Consider the following 16,275-nt stretch of genomic DNA (forward strand, 5'->3'; position numbering starts at 1 on the left):
CCCCACCAACCGACCACCGCACGAGAGAGCCACCGCAGCCATGCCCACATCTCAGGACATGACGACTGATCTCGACCCCGGTCTCCTCGATGCCCTCCAGCACCAGGTGGCCGTCTTCGCCCGGCGGGCCGAGCAGACCCGCCTCGGCGGTACGGGACAGCTCCGCAACTCCATGGACCGCGCCGCGTATCTGCTGCTCAACCGGCTCGACCAGGAAGGGCCGATGGGTGTCAAGGCGCTCGCGGCCGGCATGGGTATCGACTCTTCCACGGTGACCCGTCAGGTGGCGCCGTTGGTCGACACCGGCCTGGTCAAGCGCACCTCGCACCCGGAGGACGGCCGCGCGGTCGTGCTCCAGCTGTCGCCCCGCGGCCTGGCCCGGCTGGAAGAGGTCCGCACCTCGCGCCGGGCGCTGATGGCGCAGGTCACGGACGGCTGGACGCAGACCGAGCGGGAGTCGTTCTGCACCCTGCTCACCCGGTTCAACTCGGCGCTCTCGGCCCGCCAGGCCGGTCTGCCGCCCGCCGACCCGGAGGCCGGCCCGGCCAGCTGAGCCCGGCAGTCCGGTCCTCCCGGAGCCGTCCGGCCCACCGGTGGGTGCCGGAGTCTTGACCCCGGCCGCCTCCCTGGTCTGCGATGAGCGGGTGGACGTACGGCGGCGGGCGGCAGGCGTACGGCGCGGCCAGGGCTTCGAGGCGTTCGTCGCCGGAGCGGCCGGCCGGCTCGGGCATGCCGCCGCCCTGCTCACCACCGAGCCGCCCGGCCGTGATCCGCGCGCCCGCGCCCTGCTGACCGCCGCGCTGGCGGTGACGTACGCGCGCTGGGACGAGCTGCGCGGCGAGGATCCGTACGACCACAGCCGCCGGGAGCTGGTCGCCAGGTTCGCCCGGTCCGCCTGGCGCCATCACCGGCCGCGCGGCGGGGTGCTCTCCCGGCTCACCCCGCGTGAGCGGCTGGTCGTGGTGCTGCGGCTGTACGAGGGGGTGCCCGAGGAACAGACCGCCGCGCTGCTCGGCCTGTCCGAGCACCGGGTGCGGGCCCATTGCACCCGGGCGGTCACGCTGCTCACCGGCCCCGCGCCCCCGGGTCGCCCGGCCACGCGGGGCCGGGCGACCGCCCGGCGACCGGTGGCCCGGTGAACGGCCGGGAGCGCCGGGAGGAGGAGGTCCGGCGGCTGCTCGCCCCGCCGGGGCTGCGGCTGCCGCCGGACGTACTGCCCGGAGCGGTGGCCCGGGGCACCCGGCTGCGGCACCGCACCAGGGCGCTGCGCCGGCTGCTCTGGCTGCTGCTGGTCGCGGTCGCCGTGGCCTTCGCCGTCTGGGCGGCGGCCACCGAGCCCTGGCACCGGCCGCCGCTGGACGTGTCCCCGGTCTTCACCGGCGGCTGAGACGGCGGCGGACGGGTGCCCATGTACGGACGGCGGCCGCCGGGACACAGGTGCCGAGTACGGGCGGCGGGACACGGGTGCCGAGTACGGGCGGCGGGGCCGGGCACCGTACCGCGCCCGGCTCCGCCGCTGTCCTGCCGTCTCGCCGTCTCGCCGTACGGGCCTATCACCGTACGGGCGTACAAGCGATCCGCCGTACCACCAATTCGCCGTACGGGCGTATCGCCGTACAGAGGTACAGGCGTACAGGCGGGCGCGTCGGTTCAGCCGAGGGCCTGGCGGAGGTCGGCCAGCAGGTCGTCGACGTTCTCGATGCCGACCGACAGGCGCACCAGGTCGCCGGGGACCTCCAGGAGCGAGCCCGCCACGCTGGCGTGGGTCATCCGGCCCGGGTGCTCGATCAGCGACTCCACGCCGCCCAGCGACTCGCCCAGGGTGAAGAGCTTCGCCCGGTCGCAGACGGCGACCGCCGCCTCCTCGCCGCCGGCCACCCGGAAGGAGACCATGCCGCCGAAGTCCTTCATCTGCTTGGCGGCGACCTCGTGGCCCGGGTGCTCCGGGAGGCCCGGGTAGAGGACCTGGGTCACCTTGGGGTGGGCGGACAGCATCTCCGCGATCCGGGCCGCGTTCTGGCTGTGCCGGTCCATCCGGACGGCCAGCGTCTTGATGCCGCGCAGCACGATCCAGGAGTCGAAGGGCCCGGCCACCGCGCCCATGGCGTTCTGGTGGAAGGCCAGCTCCTCGCCGAGCGCCTCGTCGGCGGTGACCAGCGCGCCGCCGACCACGTCGGAGTGGCCGCCCATGTACTTGGTGAGCGAGTGCACGACCACGTCCGCGCCGAGCGCCAGCGGCTGCTGGAGGTAGGGGCTGGCGAAGGTGTTGTCCACCACCAGCTTCACGCCCGCCGAGCGCGCCACGTCGGCCAGCGCCGCGATGTCGGTGATACCGAGCAGCGGGTTGGACGGGGTCTCGACCCAGATCGCCTTCGTACGGTCGGTGAGCGCGGCCCGCACCGCCGCCGGGTCGGAGGTGTCGGCGACCGACCACTCCACACCCCAGCGGGCGGCGACCTTGGCGAACAGCCGGAAGGTGCCGCCGTAGGCGTCGTTCGGGATGACCACGTGGTCGCCCGGGACCAGCAGCGCCCGCAGCAGGCAGTCCTCGGCGGCGAGCCCGGAGGCGAAGGCGAGGCCGCGCCGGCCGCCCTCCAGGGCCGCGAGGTTCTCCTCCAGGGCGGTCCGGGTCGGGTTGGCGCTGCGGCTGTACTCGTAGCCACCGCGCAGCCCGCCCACGCCGTCCTGCTTGTAGGTGGAGACCTGGTAGATCGGCGGGACGACGGCGCCGGTCAGCGGGTCGGCCGTGTTGCCCGCGTGGATGGCGCGGGTCTCGAAGTTCTGGTGAAGGTGCTCGTCGGTCATGAGGCCGAGAGTAGTCGGGCGGCGGGGGTGTCGGTGCCGTCCGGTTCAATAGGCGGTATGGAGACGTTCCTCTGGTTTCTGCTCGTCCTCGGGATGCTCGGCGTGATCGTGGTGCCCTGGGTGCTGCGCCGCCGCGGCGGCATCCGGCTGGCCGCCCCCGGCTCGCCGGACGCCGCCGACCCCGAGGCGTACGGCTTCGTGCGCCAGGAGCGGCTGGACGTACGGATGCCGGGGCCGGACCAGGATCTGCTGGACGTGCTGGACGTGGTGCAGCACACCCAGGAGTGGCGGGCCGCCGCCCAGCTGCTGGCGGGCACGCCCAAGGAGGGCGAGCTGCGCTGGCAGCGGGTGCAGGCGTTCGCGGGCGCCGCCTCGCTGGAGCTGCGGGACCGGCCGGGCGCGGGCGGGGCCTGGCTGCGGGCCTGGCGAGCCGAGGCGCCGAAGGACGCGGGCGGGGCGGCGGTGCACGCCGAGTTCCTGGTGCAACAGGCGTGGAGGTCCTCGTCGGCCGGGCGGGACGACTTCCGGATCATCCTGGAGGAGGCCCGTACGGTCTGCGGCGAGGCCGCGCTGCTGGCGCCGGGCGACCCGGTGCCGTACATCGTGGAGCTGGCCGTGGCGCGCGGCCTCGGATACGGCCATGAGCAGTTCGACCAGATGTGGGCCAAGATCATCGACCGGGCGCCGGAGCACATGGGCGCCCATCTGGCCGCCCTCCACTACTGGTGCGAGAAGTGGCACGGCTCCCGGCAGGACGCCGACCGGTTCGCGCAGTCGGCCGCCGCCCGGGCGCCCCGGGGCTCGCTGCTGGCCGCGCTGCCGCTGTTCGCGCTCTGGGAGCACCTGGACGACATCACCATGGTGCGGGACTTCTACCGGACGGCCGTGGTGTCGAAGGCCATGGACGGCGCGCTCCACGCGGTGCACTCGGCCCGGCCGGACGACCCGATGCTCGCCCACGTCCGCCATCTGCTGGTGCACTTCCTGGTGGGCGCCGAGCGCTGGGCCGAGGCGATGCACCAGCTCGTGCGGGTGGACGGCCATGTGGGGGCGCTGCCCTGGACCCTGAGCGAGGACCCGGCGGCGCGGTACGCGATATACCGGGCGCTGGCCGTCGCCGGCTACGAGGCCAACGGCGGCACCCCGGCGACCCTGCCGCACTGAGGAGACCGTCCCGGGGAGCCGCCCCGGGGTGCGGCGGGCCGTCGCGGGGTGGCCGCGGAACGCTGCGGAGTGCGGGCCGCCATGAGCGGGAGCCGCCGCGGGCGGGGCCCGTCACGAGGCGGAGCGGCCGGACGCGTTCCTCGGCGCGGAGACCGTCGCGGGGATCATCGTGAAGGCCGGCGGGCCGGCCGGTCCGCTGCCCGAGGCCCGGACCGTGCTGCTGGCCGGCGCCGGCGGCTACCTGGGCCGTTTCCTGTGCCTGGAGTGGCTGGAGCGCGTCGACGAGCGCGGCGGCACCCTGGTGAGCACCGGAGACGCCGGACGGGCACCAGGCGTGCGGGTACCGGGCGGTACGCCGAGGACGAGTACCGAGGAGGCGTCGGGGCGCGGGTACCGGGCGGTACGCCGAGGACGGGCGCCGGTTGCCGGAGAACGGCGCCGGACGGCGCGCGCCGGGGTGCGGGTACCGGAATTCCGCGTCCGCCCGAGGCGTTCCCCTCCTGTCCGCCCGCACCATGGAATTCCGCCGACGGGCCCGCGTCCCGCGTTCCGTGTCCGAGAAGGAGACCGAGTACATGCTGTTCGGCCGCACCCCCGTGCTCCCCACGCCCGACCAGGCCCTCCCCGGCCGCGAGACCCCCGGCTTCACCGCCCCCGGCCGGCACACCGTTCTGGGCAACTCCCCGGCCGGGCCGTACCCCGAGGGTCTGGCGGTCGCGGACTTCGGCCTCGGCTGCTTCTGGGGCGCGGAGCGGAAGTTCTGGCAGACCCCCGGCGTCTGGACGACCCTCGTCGGCTACCAGGGCGGCCACACCCCGAACCCCACCTATGAGGAGGTGTGCTCGGGGCTGACCGGCCACACCGAGGCGGTCCGGGTGGTCTACGACCCCGCGGTCGTCCCGTACACCACCCTGCTCAAGGTCTTCTGGGAGGCGCACGACCCGACCCAGGGCTTCCGCCAGGGCAACGACGTGGGCACCCAGTACCGCTCGGCGGTCTACACCCACTCCCCCGCCCAGGCCGCCGAGGCCGACGCCTCCCGCGCCGCCTACCAGCGGGTGCTGACCGATTCCGGCCACGGCGCCATCACCACCGAGATCGCCCCCGCCGACGGCCGCCCCTTCTACCCGGCCGAGTCGTACCACCAGCAGTACCTGGACAAGAACCCGGACGGCTACTGCGGCATCGGCGGCACCGGCGTCTCCTGCCCCATCGGCGTCGCCCGCGCCCAGGGCTGACCCCTCTTCTCCCGGCATCCCCCGCTATCCCGGCGCCCGCACCGCCGACCACACAGGGGCGCCGTTCCCCGGCCACGCCCGGTGAGCGGCGCCCCCGCGCGTGCCCGCACCCGCCGACCAGCGGTGCGGGCGCGGTCACTTCGGCGGGTCGCCCTTGACGATCTTGCCGTGTTCGTCGACCACCACCGTGCTGCGGTACTCGTCCCATGGGTCGCCGGCGACCTGGGGTTCCTTGCCCTCGGGACAGCGGACGAAGCCCTTCGGGGGCTGCTCGTCGCCGGGGACTTCGCTTCCGCCGGTCAGCCTGGTCCGCCCGGAGCGGACGCGTCTGAGTACGCGGACTCGCCCCCACCACCGGCGATCGGCATAGGTGCGATTTACACCTAGCCGTCGGGGTACCCGCCCGGACGTGGGCGTTTCCGGCCGGACCGGCGGGAAACGCACGGGCCCGGTGGCGCCGGGAGACGGCGCGCCGGACTATACGCGGGCGGAGCCGCCCGCAGGACCCCAGGGGCCCGCAGCCCCAGAAGACCACCGAGGGACCCCGGACAGCCCCCACAGACCGAAGACAGACCTCAGACACACCTCAGCGAGTGACGAGACCGCCGCGCCCGGCACCGGCCGGGCGGACCGGGCGGCTCGCCGGAATGGAGTGCCCGCATGTCGGCCTACCGCATTGTCAACCCCGCCACCGGCGAGAGCGTCAAGGAGTTCCCGACCGCGACCGACGCGGAGCTGGACCGGGCGGCCGGGCGCGCTCACCAGGCGTACCTGGGCTGGCGCGGCAGCGAGCCCGCCGAGCGGGCGGCCGCGCTGAACCGGGTGGCGGACCTGTACGAGCAGCGCAAGGACGAGCTGGCGGCGATCATCACCCAGGAGATGGGCAAGCCGGTCAAGCAGGCCCGGGGCGAGATCGACACCGTGATCTCGATCTACCGCTACTACGCCGACAAGGGCCCGGGCTTCCTGGCGGACGAGGAGCTGGAGGTCGTCGCCGGCGGCCGGGCCGTCATCCGCAAGCAGGCGGTCGGCACGCTGCTCGGGATCATGCCGTGGAACTTCCCCTACTACCAGGTCGCCCGGTTCGCCGCGCCCAACCTGATGCTCGGCAACACGATCCTGCTGAAGCACGCCCCGCAGTGCCCGCAGTCGGCGCTGGAGATGGAGCGGATCTTCCAGGACGCCGGGCTGCCGGACGGGGCGTACGTCAACATCTTCGCCACCGACGACCAGATAGCCGACCTGATCGCGGACGAGCGCGTCCAGGGCGTCTCGCTCACCGGCTCGGAGCGGGCCGGCGCCGCCGTCGCCGAGACGGCCGGGCGCAACCTCAAGAAGGTCGTTCTGGAGCTGGGCGGCTCCGACCCGTTCCTGGTGCTCGGTGCCACCGACCTGCGGCGCGTGGTGAAGCACGCCTTCAGCGGCCGGCTGGGCAACGCCGGCCAGGCGTGCAACGCGGCCAAGCGGATCATCGCCCTGGACGAGCACTACGACGCCTTCGTGGAGAAGTTCACCGAGGCCGTGCGCTCCGTGGTCCCGGGCGACCCGACCGACCCGGAGACCTTCATGGGGCCGCTCTCCTCGGAGAAGGCCGTCCAGTCGCTGGCCGAGCAGGTCGAGGACGCCGTCGCCAAGGGCGCCACCGTGCTCACCGGCGGCAAGCGCATGGACCGCCCGGGCGCCTGGTACGAGCCCACCGTGCTGACCGATGTCACCCCCGAGATGCGCGCCTACAAGGAGGAGTTGTTCGGCCCGGTGGCGGTGATCTACCGCGCCGGCTCGGAGGACGAGGCGGTCGAGTTCGCCAACAACAGCCCCTACGGCCTCAGCGCCTCGGTGCAGAGCGACGACGAGGCACAGGCCCACCGGGTCGCCCAGCGCCTGGAGACCGGCATGGTCTTCGTCAATGCCCCCTCCGGCACCGCCGCCGAGCTGCCCTTCGGCGGCGTCAAGCGCTCCGGCTTCGGCCGTGAGCTGGGCAAGTACGGCATGGAGGAGTTCGCCAACCACAAGCTGATCAGGGTGGTGAAGTAACACCGGGACCCGGGTGTCTCCCGGACCCCCGCCACCTTCCGGATCCCCGGGCGCCTTCCGGGCCCCGGCGCCTTCCGGCGAACCCCGGGCGTCTCACGAATCCCCGACACCCCCGGAGCCGCCCGCGCGCACTCACGTGCCGCGCGGGCGGCTCCGCCGTTCCGGTCCGGGCCGGCGGGGTCTGTCAGTGGGCCCGGCTACGGTTTCGGGCATGGTGACGACGGATGACGGAGAGACGGGGGGCCACCCTGCCGCAGGGGGTGACGGGACGGCGCTGGTCGGCCGGATACGGGCGCTGCGGGTCAACACGGCCTCGTCACGGCCACAGCTCTACCAGCCGATCACGCTGCTGTGGGCGATCGGCCGGGCGCTGCGCGGCGAGCCGCGGCTGCTGCCGTGGCGGGAGACGGAAGCCGCGCTGCGAGCGCTGCTGGAGCGCCACGGGCTGCGCGGCGAACGGCCGCGTCCCGACTATCCGGTGCTGGCCCTGCACCGGGCCGGGCTGTGGACGCTGCGGGGCCATCGGGCCGAGGTTCCGACGGCGCACGGGGACGGCAAGCTGCGGCAGTGGTTCGCCCAGAACTCCCCGGACGGCGGCCTGGCCACCCCGGTGCACGAGCTGATGCGGGCCTCGGGCGAGGCCAGGACCGCCGTGATCGGGGCGATCACGGACCGGTTCTTCACCGGCCTGGACGCGACTCCGCTGCTGGCGGACGTCGGTCTCACCGTCGCGACGGTGGCCGATGACGGAGGAAGTGTTCCCGGGAGCCCCGCGAGCCCCGCGCCGGAGGACCCCGCCACCCTGGCCGCCCAGTACCAGCGCTGGTGCGCGCTCGTGGAGAGCCGGGAGTCCGCGACCCGTGGGCAGCGCAGGGAGCGGCTGGTACGGGACCCGATACGGCTGGCCCAGGCCCGCCGGGCGGTGCTGGTGCGCTCGGGCGGCCGGTGCGAGAACCCCGGCTGCGCCGGGCAGCCCGGGGACCGTACGGACCGGGGAGAGCCGATCCTGGAGGTGGACCATGTGGACGGGATAGCGAGCGGCGGGCGCGACCACCCGAGCCGGATGGTCGCGCTCTGCCCCAACTGCCATGCCGTCAAGACCCGGGGCCGCAGCCGGCACGAGTTGCGGGAGCTTCTCTCGGCCGTGGCCCGGGAGCGCCACGAGAGCATGCCGGGAATGGCACCGGTCCGGGCCTGAACCTCGCGGGGGCCGGCGGCGGGGTGAACCTCCGGGGGCGGCTCGTGAGGGTCAGGCGGTGGTGGGGGTGGAGAGGGTGGCCGACTGGGCGGTGCGGATGCGGGCGGCGGTGGTGGCGGGGTCGTAGCCGGGCGGGAGGCCGTCGACGAGGAGGACGTCGCCCGCCATGTGCCGGGTGCGCAGCGGGATCAGCGCCTGGTAGGCCTCGGAGTCGTACCAGGCGCGGGCCGCGTCCAGGGACGGGAAGCCGATGATCACCAGGACGGACGGCCACGCGCCCTCCCGGACCTCCCGCTCGGGCGCTCCGTGGACCAGGAAGGTCCCGCCGAAGGGGCCCAGGGTGGCCTGGACGCGCTCCATGTAGGTGAGCACCTCCTCGGGCACATCGGTGCCGGCGGGCGGGCGCAAATTACCGAGGGCGTAGGCGGGCATGAGGGGCCTCCGTGAGGATTCGGGTGGACCGCCGGGCGGCCCGGGCGGGGCCGGGGATCCGGTGGTGGCCTCATCCTGGCCGGTGGGCGCCGGGCGGTCGATGACCTCCGGGGTAATGGACCCGCCGGAGTGACGGACACGGAGCGCGTACGACAGCGGCGGCTCCGTGGAGCACGTACGACGAGGACGGCCACACGGAGCGCATACGAGTGCGTACGAGAAAGACGGCCACGCGGAGCACGCACGACGAAGGCGGCCACGCGGAGCACGCACGACGAAGGCGGCCACGCGGAGCACGCACGACGAGGACGGCCACGCGGAGCGCGTACGACGAAGGCGGCGGCCTCCCGGGGTGGGAGGCCGCCGCCTTGAGAGCCTGCGGAGCCCATGTCGGCCGTGTCGGCCGTGCCCGCCCGGCCGGCGGGGGCGTCAGACGGCGGAGCCGGCCTTCCAGTCGGCCCACTTCATGTTCCAGCCGTTCAGGCCGTTGTCCGGCTGGACGGTCTTGTCCTTGCTGTTCTTGACCACGACCACGTCACCGACGATCGAGTTGTCGAAGAACCAGGCGGCGGGCTGGCCCGAGTCGCCGGCGCCCTTGACGTCGTTCAGGCCCACACAGCCGTGGCTGGTGTTGCTGGAGCCGAAGATCGAGTCCGGACCCCAGTAGTTGCCGTGGATGAAGGTGCCCGAGGTGGACAGCCGCATGGCGTGCGGCACGTCCTTGATGTCGTACTCGCCCTTGCCGTCGTCGTCCGTGAAGCCGACGGTGGCGCCGTTCATCCGGGTCTCCTTGAACTTCTCGGAGATCACCATCTGACCGTTGTAGGTCGGGTTGTCCGGGGAGCCGGCCGAGATCGGGATCGACTTGACCGTCTCACCGTTGTGCGTGACCGTCATGGTCTTGGTGTTCACATCGACCGTCGAGACCTGGTTGCGGCCGATCTTGAAGGTGACGGTCTTCTGCTGGACGCCTCGGACGCCGTCCGCGCCCTCCACCCCGTCCAGGTTCAGCTTCATGGTGACGGTCGAGTTCTCGGTCCAGTACTTCTCGGGGCGGAAGTCCAGCCGCTGGCCGTTGAACCAGTGGCCGACGACCTCCTGGCCGCTGCTGGACGAGACCGTGATGCCGGCCTGGACGGCCTTGCGGTTGGTGATCGCCTTGTTGAAGTTGATCGACACCGGCATCCCGACGCCGACGGTGGAGCCGTTCTCGGGGGTGAAGTTGCCGATGAAGCTGTTGGCCTCGGAGACGGTGGTGAAGGAGGAGTTCTCGTGCGCCTCGCGGCCCTCGGAGTCCTTGGCACCGGCGGCGATCTTGTAGACCGTGGCCCGGTCCAGCTGCTCGCCGGGCTTCCAGCTCTTGCCGTCGGCGGCCAGCTCGCCCTTGACGGTCTTGCCGTCCGGGCCGGTCATGGTCACCTGGGTGAGCGTGCCGTCGCTGACGGTCACCTTGGCATCGTTGTTGATGCCGGCGTCGGTCGCCCCGTTCTTCGGGGAGATCGTTATTCGGGCCTTCGAGGTCTGCTTCTCGGCGGCGGCGTCCACCTGAGCCTGTGACTTCTGCGTACCGTCGGCGCCACCGGCGTCGGCATCGTCACCGCCGTTGCAGGCCGTGAGCACCAGTACGCCGCCGAGCAGTGCGGACGCGGCCGCGAGACCCCTGCGCCGCTTACTGTCCGTCATCACACGCTTCTCCATCGTCGCCTATTTCTGCCAACATCCAGAACAACACGGATCGCTACCCACTCGGTTCCGCTTACGCGGACGATGTGGGCAACACCACTGACGGACGCGTCCTCCTCCGTACCGGTTCCCGGGCAGCCGCCGGGGAACCGGCCGGTTTCGGCCCCGTGGTGTTCCGGGGCCGCTCCGGAACCCGCGGAGGCGGTACGGGGCCCGCCGCGGCCGGGACTACGTCCGGGGGCCGCCGCCGGGGTGGCCGTACCCGGGACGGCCGGAGCCGCCGGAGCCGTCGCCGCCCCCCGTCCCACCGTACGAGCCGTCGTCCGCCTCGTCGTCCGCTTCGGCGTCCGTCCCGCCGGCCGTCTCCCCGTCCACCTCCCCGTCCGTCTCGTCGTCCACCTCGTCGTCGATCTCGTCGTACGGCTCCTCGTCGAAGTAGTCGCCGTAGTCGCCGTCGCCGTCGACGGTCTCCGCGTCGCCGAAGGGGTCGAGCTCCCAGACGGCGTCGTCGGCGTCCGCGAACGGATCGGCGCCGGCCGTCTCGCTGCCCCAGGAGGCCCGGGCCAGCTCCACCCCGGGGACGCCGGCCACCAGCTCGGACGGGTCGACCAGATAGGCCAGCGCCTCCGCCGCGTCCTCGCGCACCGCCGCCCGCGCCTGGTCCCGTGCGTACTCCTCCTCCGCCGGTTCCGCTTCGACCTGCTCCAGGGCGGCCCGGCTGAGCGCGGCGGGGTCGGTGATCTCCACCACCAGCTCGGCGCGGAGTCGTACATACCGTGATGTTTCAGAAGGGCTCATATGACGGAGCGTAAGGTGCTGCCCGCCCGCGACTTTCCCGCGACCCGCTGAGTTCATTAGCATCGGCGTACACACCAATTTCCCGTTCTCCAAGGGGATATGAATCTGTGTCCGTCGCTCGACGACCCCTTCTCACCGCCACCGCCGCAGGCACCCTGCTCTGCGCGCTCTGGTTCGTACCCTCGGCCAACGCCACCGACGAGGCGCCCGCGGGCGGCACTCCCGACCGGGCCCGGACGGCCGTGACGGATGCCGCCGGTGCCGGTTCCCGTGCCGATTCCGGTTCCGCCGCGCACCGGGCCTCGGACGTGTCGGCGCGCACGCCGGACACGCCGGACACGCCGGCGAACGGCGCCCTGTCGGCCGACGGCGCCGTGTCGGCAGACGATGCCGGCCCCGCCGATGACGACGACACCGCCGCCGCCGGACCGGTGCTGGCCGACACCGGTGCCGTGGACACCGCCCCGTATCTGATCGGCGGCACCGCCTTCCTCGGCATGGGCGCCGGTCTGGTGGCCTTCGCGGTACGCAAGGGGGCGCCGGCCGCGCACTGAGCGGCGGGCGCCCCCTGGGCGGGCCCGGTACCGGCAGCGGTACCGGGCCCGGGTATCCGGCGGTCAGGCCAGCGGGCCGGTGACCTTCTCGACCGCCTCGACCAGCTTCCCGGCCCGTACGAAGGCGTCGGCGGCGTCCAGGTCGGGGGCGAGGAACCGGTCGGGGCCGGGCCCCTGCACCCCGGCCGCGCGCAGCGCCTCGACGGCCGCGCGGGAGGCGGGGGCGGCCGACAGGCCGTGGCGCAGCTCTATGGCGCGGGTGGCGGCGTACAGTTCCACCGCGATCACCCGGTTGAGGTTCTCGACGGCGGTGCGCAGCTTGCGGGCGGCGGACCAGCCCATCGACACATGGTCCTCCTGCATGGCGGAGGACGGGATGGAGTCGGCGGAGGCCGGGACCGCCAGCCGCTTCAGCTCGCTGACGAGCGCGGCCTGGGTGTACTGGGCGATCATCAGCCCGGAGTCCACCCCGGCGTCGTCGGCCAGGAAGGCCGGCAGCCCGTGCGAGCGGTTCTTGTCGAGGAGGCGGTCGGTGCGGCGCTCGGCGATGGAGGCCAGGTCGGCGGCGGCGATGGCCAGGAAGTCGAGGACGTACGCGACCGGGGCGCCGTGGAAGTTGCCGTTCGACTCCACCCGGCCGTCCGGCAGCACCACCGGGTTGTCCACGGCGGCGGCCAGCTCCCGCTCGGCCACCAGCCGGGCGTGGGCGAGGGTGTCCCGCCCGGCGCCCGCCACCTGCGGGGCGCACCGCACCGAGTAGGCGTCCTGGACCCGGGGGGCGGCCTCCTCCTGGAAGTGACCGGTCAGCTCGGAGCCCGCCAGCACGGCCAGCATGTTGGCGGCGGCGGCCGCCTGACCGGGGTGCGGCCGGATGGCGTGCAGCTCGGGCGCGAGCACCTTCTCGCTGCCGAGCAGGGCCTCCAGGGTGAGGGCGGCGGAGATGTCGGCGGAGGTGTAGAGCCGGTCCAGGTCGGCCAGCGCCATGATCAGCATGCCGAGCATGCCGTCGGTGCCGTTGAGGAGGGCCAGGCCCTCCTTCTCGCGCAGCTCCACCGGGACGATCCCGTGCTCGGCCAGCAGCTCGCCCGCCGGGCGCACGGTGCCGTCGGGGCCCTCGGCGTCGCCCTCGCCCATCAGAGCCAGGGCGCAGTGGCTGAGCGGCGCCAGGTCGCCGGAGCAGCCGAGCGAACCGTACTCGTGCACCTGCGGGGTGATGCCGGCGTTGAGCACATCGGCCATGGTCTGGGCGACCTCGGGCCGGACGCCGGTATGGCCGGAGGCGACGGTCTTGAGCCGCAGGAACATCAGCGCCCGGACCACCTCGCGCTCGACCGGCTTGCCCATGCCGGCGGCGTGCGAGCGCACGATGTTCCGCTGGAGCTGGGTGCGCAGCTCATGGCCGATGTGGCGGGAGGCGAGCGCGCCGAAGCCGGTCGAGACGCCGTAGACGGGCTCGGGCTTGGCGGCGAGGGCGTCGACGGTCTCCCGGGCGCGGGCGAGGGCGGCGACGGCGTCCTGCGAGAGCTCGACCCGCGCGTTGTGGCGGGCCACGGCGATGACGTCCTGGGCGGTGGTGCCGGACGGTCCCACCACGACGGTCTGCTGCATACTCATATTCAGCAGCGTACGGACTGAATTCGAACCTGTCACGAGGTCGCCGTACACCAGTTTCCCGGTCGCTCGGACGTCCGGGCGGCGACCGGCCGACCGGGCGACCGGCCGAGCGGAGGCCAGGCGGCTCGGAGGTCCGGCGGCCAGGCGGCCAGGCGGCCAGGCCGGGCGTCGGACTGGCGGGCGGTCGGCGTCAAGCTGCGGGCCGGCCGGCGTCAGCCCCGTGCGGGGCGGCGGCAGATCGCCGCCCGGCCGGACGCCGGACCGAGCCCCACTCGCCGCCGGGCCGGACACCGGACCGAGCCCGGTCCGCTTCCGGAAGCCCAGCCCTGCCCGCCTCCGGGCCGGTGTCAGACCCTGCGCGGGCCGGTGTCATGACCCTGCGCGGACCGATGTCAGACCCTGTGCGGACCCGCGTCACACAGCGGGCGGGGCGTCCCGGAAGCTGCGGCGGTCCCGGGCGGTGGCCGGGGGCGCGTCGGCGAGGCGGAGCACCCCGCCGTCCCGGCCCGCCACCACCGGCTTCGGCAACCGCGCGGCCTTGGCCCGGTACTGCGCCGCGTCGGCCAGCCGGAACAGCCGCCGCGCCGAGCGGACGGGGCCGATCGGGTCGCCGGTCGAGGCGATCCCGCAGGCCACCCCCTCGCCCAGCTCCAGCCCGCCGGCCCGCCGGCACAGCTCGTCCGCGGCGGCCACCACCTCGTCCGCCTCCGGCCCCACGGCGAGCAGGCAGAACTCGTCGCCGCCCAGCCGCGCGACCAGTGCCCCCGGCAGCATCGCCCCGCAGCAGGAGAGCACCGAGCCGAACCGTTCGAGGAGCCGGTCGCCCACCGCGTGGCCGAGGGTGTCGTTGACCCGCTTCAGACCGTTCAGATCGCAGACGACCAGGGAGACGACGGTGCCGTCGGCCCGGTGGCGCTCCACCGCCTCGTCCAGCCGCATGTCCACCGCCCGCCGGTTGGCGAGCCCGGTGAGCGGGTCGGTGAAGGCCAGCTTCCTGACCTCCTCCAGCCGCTCGGTCTGGGCCAGCCCGGCCGCCGCCACCGAGGCCAGGACCCCGGCGAAGTCGGCGTCCTCCCGGCCGAAGACCGGCGCCCCGGCCGGCCGCGCCACATACAGCTCGCCCCAGGCCAGCCCGTGCAGCACGATCGGCGCCACCACACAGCACCCGCGCCCCCGGCGGCGCAGGGCCGCGACCCGCTGGTGGCCGTAGCCGCGCGCACCGGGGCCGGGGCCGTCCGCCGTCTCCACCCAGGCGTGCGGCTCGCCGCCTCCGGCGGCCCAGCGCTCGTGCAGAAACTCGGTGATCTCCGAGAACTGGTGCACCGGATACGTCTCCGCCTCCGGGAACTCCTCCTCGTCCGGCGCCCGCTCCCCGACGTTGACCAGCACCCGCAGCCGGCCGAGGTCCCGCTCCCAGAGCGAGAGCGCCGCGAAGGAGCCGCCGAGCGCGTCCCGCGCGCCCAGCGCCGCCGCCCGCCAGGACTCTCGCGGGGTGTGCGCGGACGCCATGGCCTGCGCCAGTGTCACCACGGCTCGCAGCCGGACATCCTCTCCCATTCCTCAAGCTTAGGGAGCTTCCCCGACTTTTCACCCGTGAGTGCACGGGAGTACTCACGAGTATCCGGAGTCTCCGAGCGTACGCGGAAGAGCCCGGGAGCGCGGAAGTGCGCGGGCGCCCTTCCGTATCCGCGCGCCCGAGTCCCAGCCCCGCACCCCGCGACCGGCCGGGAGAGGTACGGGACCTCACTCCCCCGGCCACTCCGGCGGGCGCTTCTCGTTGAACGCGGCCACCCCCTCGGCCCGGTCGCCGGAGAAGGCGACCGTCCGCCATGCGGCGTCCTCCACCTCGAGACCGGCCCGCAGGTCCAGTCCCTGGCCCAGCCGGAGGGCCCGCTTGGCGGCGCGCAGCCCCACCGGCGAGTTGGCCGCGATCCGCCCGGCCAGCTCCAGCGCCGCCGCCCGGGCGTCCGCCTCCACCAGCTGGTCCACCAGGCCCAGCCGCGCCGCCTCGTCGGCCGGCACCCGGCGCGCCGAGAAGACCAGCTCGGCCGCGCGCGCCGCCCCGACCCGGCGCGGCAGCAGCTGCGTACCGCCGCCACCGGGGATGACGCCCACCGAGACCTCGGGCAGCCCCACCACGGCCGTGGCGTCGGCCACGATCAGATCGGCGGCGAGCGCCAGCTCGAAGCCGCCGCCCAGCGCGAAGCCGTGCACGGCGGCGATGACCGGCATCGGCAGCTCCAGCACCCCGGTGTAGGCGCCGCGCGTGGTGGGGCGCTGGCGCAGCAGCTCGGCGTCGCTGAAGGAGTTCCGCTCCTTGAGGTCGGCGCCCACGCAGAAGGCCCGGTCGTTCGAGGAGGTCAGCACCGTCACCCGGACCGACCGGTCGGCGCCGAGCGCGGCGCAGGCGGCGGCGAGGGACTCGGCCATCGCGGTGGAGACGGCGTTCATCGCCTTCGGCCGGTCGAGCACCAGCTCGGCGATGTGCCCCTCCCCGTGGCGCCGTACCGCGACGAACTCCCCGAAGCGCTGCTCGGACATGCGTGAACCCTCCCGGCCGGCGGCACGTGTGCGCACCCGGATGACCGGCCGTGCGCGCACGCGGACGCGTTAACGATCGTTATCGGGATCGTAGGCGCCGACCGCCCGGCGACGGAAGGCCGACCGGACCACCGGGCGGACCGCTGGGCAAACCCCGGCCCCGGCCGCCGGACCACCGGGCAGACCCGGTTCGGGCCGCCGGGCCTCCGGACAG

The 16,275-nt window shown here is 74.0% G+C and carries 16 protein-coding genes; 8 read left to right on the forward strand and 8 right to left on the reverse strand.

What is annotated here, in order from left to right; all coding sequences use genetic code 11:
* Positions 1 to 40 precede the first annotated feature (40 nt).
* Genes NX801_RS02540 through NX801_RS02550 form a run of 3 tightly spaced genes read left to right on the forward strand, consistent with a single transcriptional unit; the run spans position 41 to position 1,387 of the window.
* On the forward strand, positions 41 to 553 hold the full coding sequence (locus tag NX801_RS02540; RefSeq protein WP_258785055.1) for a MarR family winged helix-turn-helix transcriptional regulator: 513 nt from the start codon (positions 41 to 43) through the stop codon (positions 551 to 553).
* A gap of 55 nt (positions 554 to 608) precedes the next feature.
* Positions 609 to 1,139, forward strand: a complete 531-nt coding sequence (locus NX801_RS02545) for a sigma factor-like helix-turn-helix DNA-binding protein (protein ID WP_428986042.1) — start codon at positions 609 to 611, stop codon at positions 1,137 to 1,139.
* On the forward strand, positions 1,136 to 1,387 hold the full coding sequence (locus tag NX801_RS02550; RefSeq protein WP_258785056.1) for a hypothetical protein: 252 nt from the start codon (positions 1,136 to 1,138) through the stop codon (positions 1,385 to 1,387). The genes NX801_RS02545 and NX801_RS02550 overlap by 4 nt, the downstream gene beginning before the upstream one ends.
* 263 nt (positions 1,388 to 1,650) lie before the next feature.
* Here NX801_RS02550 and NX801_RS02555 read toward each other — a convergent pair whose 3' ends face one another.
* A complete protein-coding gene (locus tag NX801_RS02555; RefSeq protein WP_258785057.1) occupies positions 1,651 to 2,805 on the reverse strand; it encodes a cystathionine gamma-synthase in 1,155 nt (384 codons plus the stop codon).
* Between the two features lie 57 nt (positions 2,806 to 2,862).
* On the opposite strand from NX801_RS02555, the gene NX801_RS02560 reads away from it, so the two are divergent.
* Together NX801_RS02560 and msrA are read left to right on the forward strand one after the other, a co-directional pair.
* Complete coding sequence (locus NX801_RS02560) at positions 2,863 to 3,969, forward strand: hypothetical protein (protein ID WP_258785058.1); 1,107 nt, start codon at positions 2,863 to 2,865, stop codon at positions 3,967 to 3,969.
* A 575-nt stretch (positions 3,970 to 4,544) separates the two neighbouring features.
* Positions 4,545 to 5,207, forward strand: a complete 663-nt coding sequence (msrA, locus tag NX801_RS02565; RefSeq protein ID WP_258785239.1) for a peptide-methionine (S)-S-oxide reductase MsrA — start codon at positions 4,545 to 4,547, stop codon at positions 5,205 to 5,207.
* Positions 5,208 to 5,342: 135 nt separating this feature from the next.
* On the opposite strand, the gene NX801_RS31115 is transcribed toward msrA, so the two are convergent.
* A complete protein-coding gene (locus tag NX801_RS31115; RefSeq protein WP_487403413.1) occupies positions 5,343 to 5,651 on the reverse strand; it encodes a hypothetical protein in 309 nt (102 codons plus the stop codon).
* A gap of 216 nt (positions 5,652 to 5,867) precedes the next feature.
* Between NX801_RS31115 and NX801_RS02570 the strand changes: the two genes are divergently transcribed.
* Both NX801_RS02570 and NX801_RS02575 read left to right on the forward strand, forming a co-directional pair.
* Entirely contained in the window at positions 5,868 to 7,241 is a 1,374-nt protein-coding gene (locus tag NX801_RS02570) for an NAD-dependent succinate-semialdehyde dehydrogenase (protein WP_258785059.1), read from the forward strand.
* 211 nt (positions 7,242 to 7,452) lie between these two features.
* Positions 7,453 to 8,439: an HNH endonuclease signature motif containing protein gene (locus tag NX801_RS02575; protein ID WP_258785060.1), complete on the forward strand. Its 987-nt coding sequence runs from the start codon at positions 7,453 to 7,455 to the stop codon at positions 8,437 to 8,439.
* A gap of 51 nt (positions 8,440 to 8,490) precedes the next feature.
* Here NX801_RS02575 and NX801_RS02580 read toward each other — a convergent pair whose 3' ends face one another.
* The 3 genes from NX801_RS02580 to NX801_RS02590 all read right to left on the reverse strand — a co-directional run bounded on the left by NX801_RS02580 (position 8,491) and on the right by NX801_RS02590 (position 11,352).
* Positions 8,491 to 8,871, reverse strand: coding sequence for a DUF1330 domain-containing protein (locus NX801_RS02580; RefSeq protein ID WP_258785061.1), 381 nt, complete (start codon positions 8,869 to 8,871; stop codon positions 8,491 to 8,493).
* A 429-nt stretch (positions 8,872 to 9,300) separates the two neighbouring features.
* Entirely contained in the window at positions 9,301 to 10,569 is a 1,269-nt protein-coding gene (locus tag NX801_RS02585) for a L,D-transpeptidase (protein WP_258785062.1), read from the reverse strand.
* 213 nt (positions 10,570 to 10,782) lie between these two features.
* Positions 10,783 to 11,352: a hypothetical protein gene (locus NX801_RS02590; protein WP_258785063.1), complete on the reverse strand. Its 570-nt coding sequence runs from the start codon at positions 11,350 to 11,352 to the stop codon at positions 10,783 to 10,785.
* A gap of 107 nt (positions 11,353 to 11,459) precedes the next feature.
* On the opposite strand from NX801_RS02590, the gene NX801_RS02595 reads away from it, so the two are divergent.
* Positions 11,460 to 11,906: a hypothetical protein gene (locus tag NX801_RS02595; protein WP_258785064.1), complete on the forward strand. Its 447-nt coding sequence runs from the start codon at positions 11,460 to 11,462 to the stop codon at positions 11,904 to 11,906.
* A 63-nt stretch (positions 11,907 to 11,969) separates the two neighbouring features.
* On the opposite strand, the gene hutH is transcribed toward NX801_RS02595, so the two are convergent.
* The 3 genes from hutH to NX801_RS02610 form a co-directional block, all read right to left on the reverse strand.
* On the reverse strand, positions 11,970 to 13,514 hold the full coding sequence (hutH, locus tag NX801_RS02600) for a histidine ammonia-lyase (RefSeq protein WP_428986046.1): 1,545 nt from the start codon (positions 13,512 to 13,514) through the stop codon (positions 11,970 to 11,972).
* A 420-nt stretch (positions 13,515 to 13,934) separates the two neighbouring features.
* Positions 13,935 to 15,077, reverse strand: a complete 1,143-nt coding sequence (locus NX801_RS02605; protein WP_258785066.1) for a GGDEF domain-containing protein — start codon at positions 15,075 to 15,077, stop codon at positions 13,935 to 13,937.
* Positions 15,078 to 15,263: 186 nt separating this feature from the next.
* Entirely contained in the window at positions 15,264 to 16,061 is a 798-nt protein-coding gene (locus NX801_RS02610; RefSeq protein ID WP_258785067.1) for an enoyl-CoA hydratase/isomerase family protein, read from the reverse strand.
* Positions 16,062 to 16,275: the final 214 nt, after the last annotated feature.

Origin of the sequence: Streptomyces pyxinae, assembly GCF_024756275.1 — a bacterium.
GTDB classification, from domain to species: domain Bacteria; phylum Actinomycetota; class Actinomycetes; order Streptomycetales; family Streptomycetaceae; genus Streptomyces; species Streptomyces pyxinae.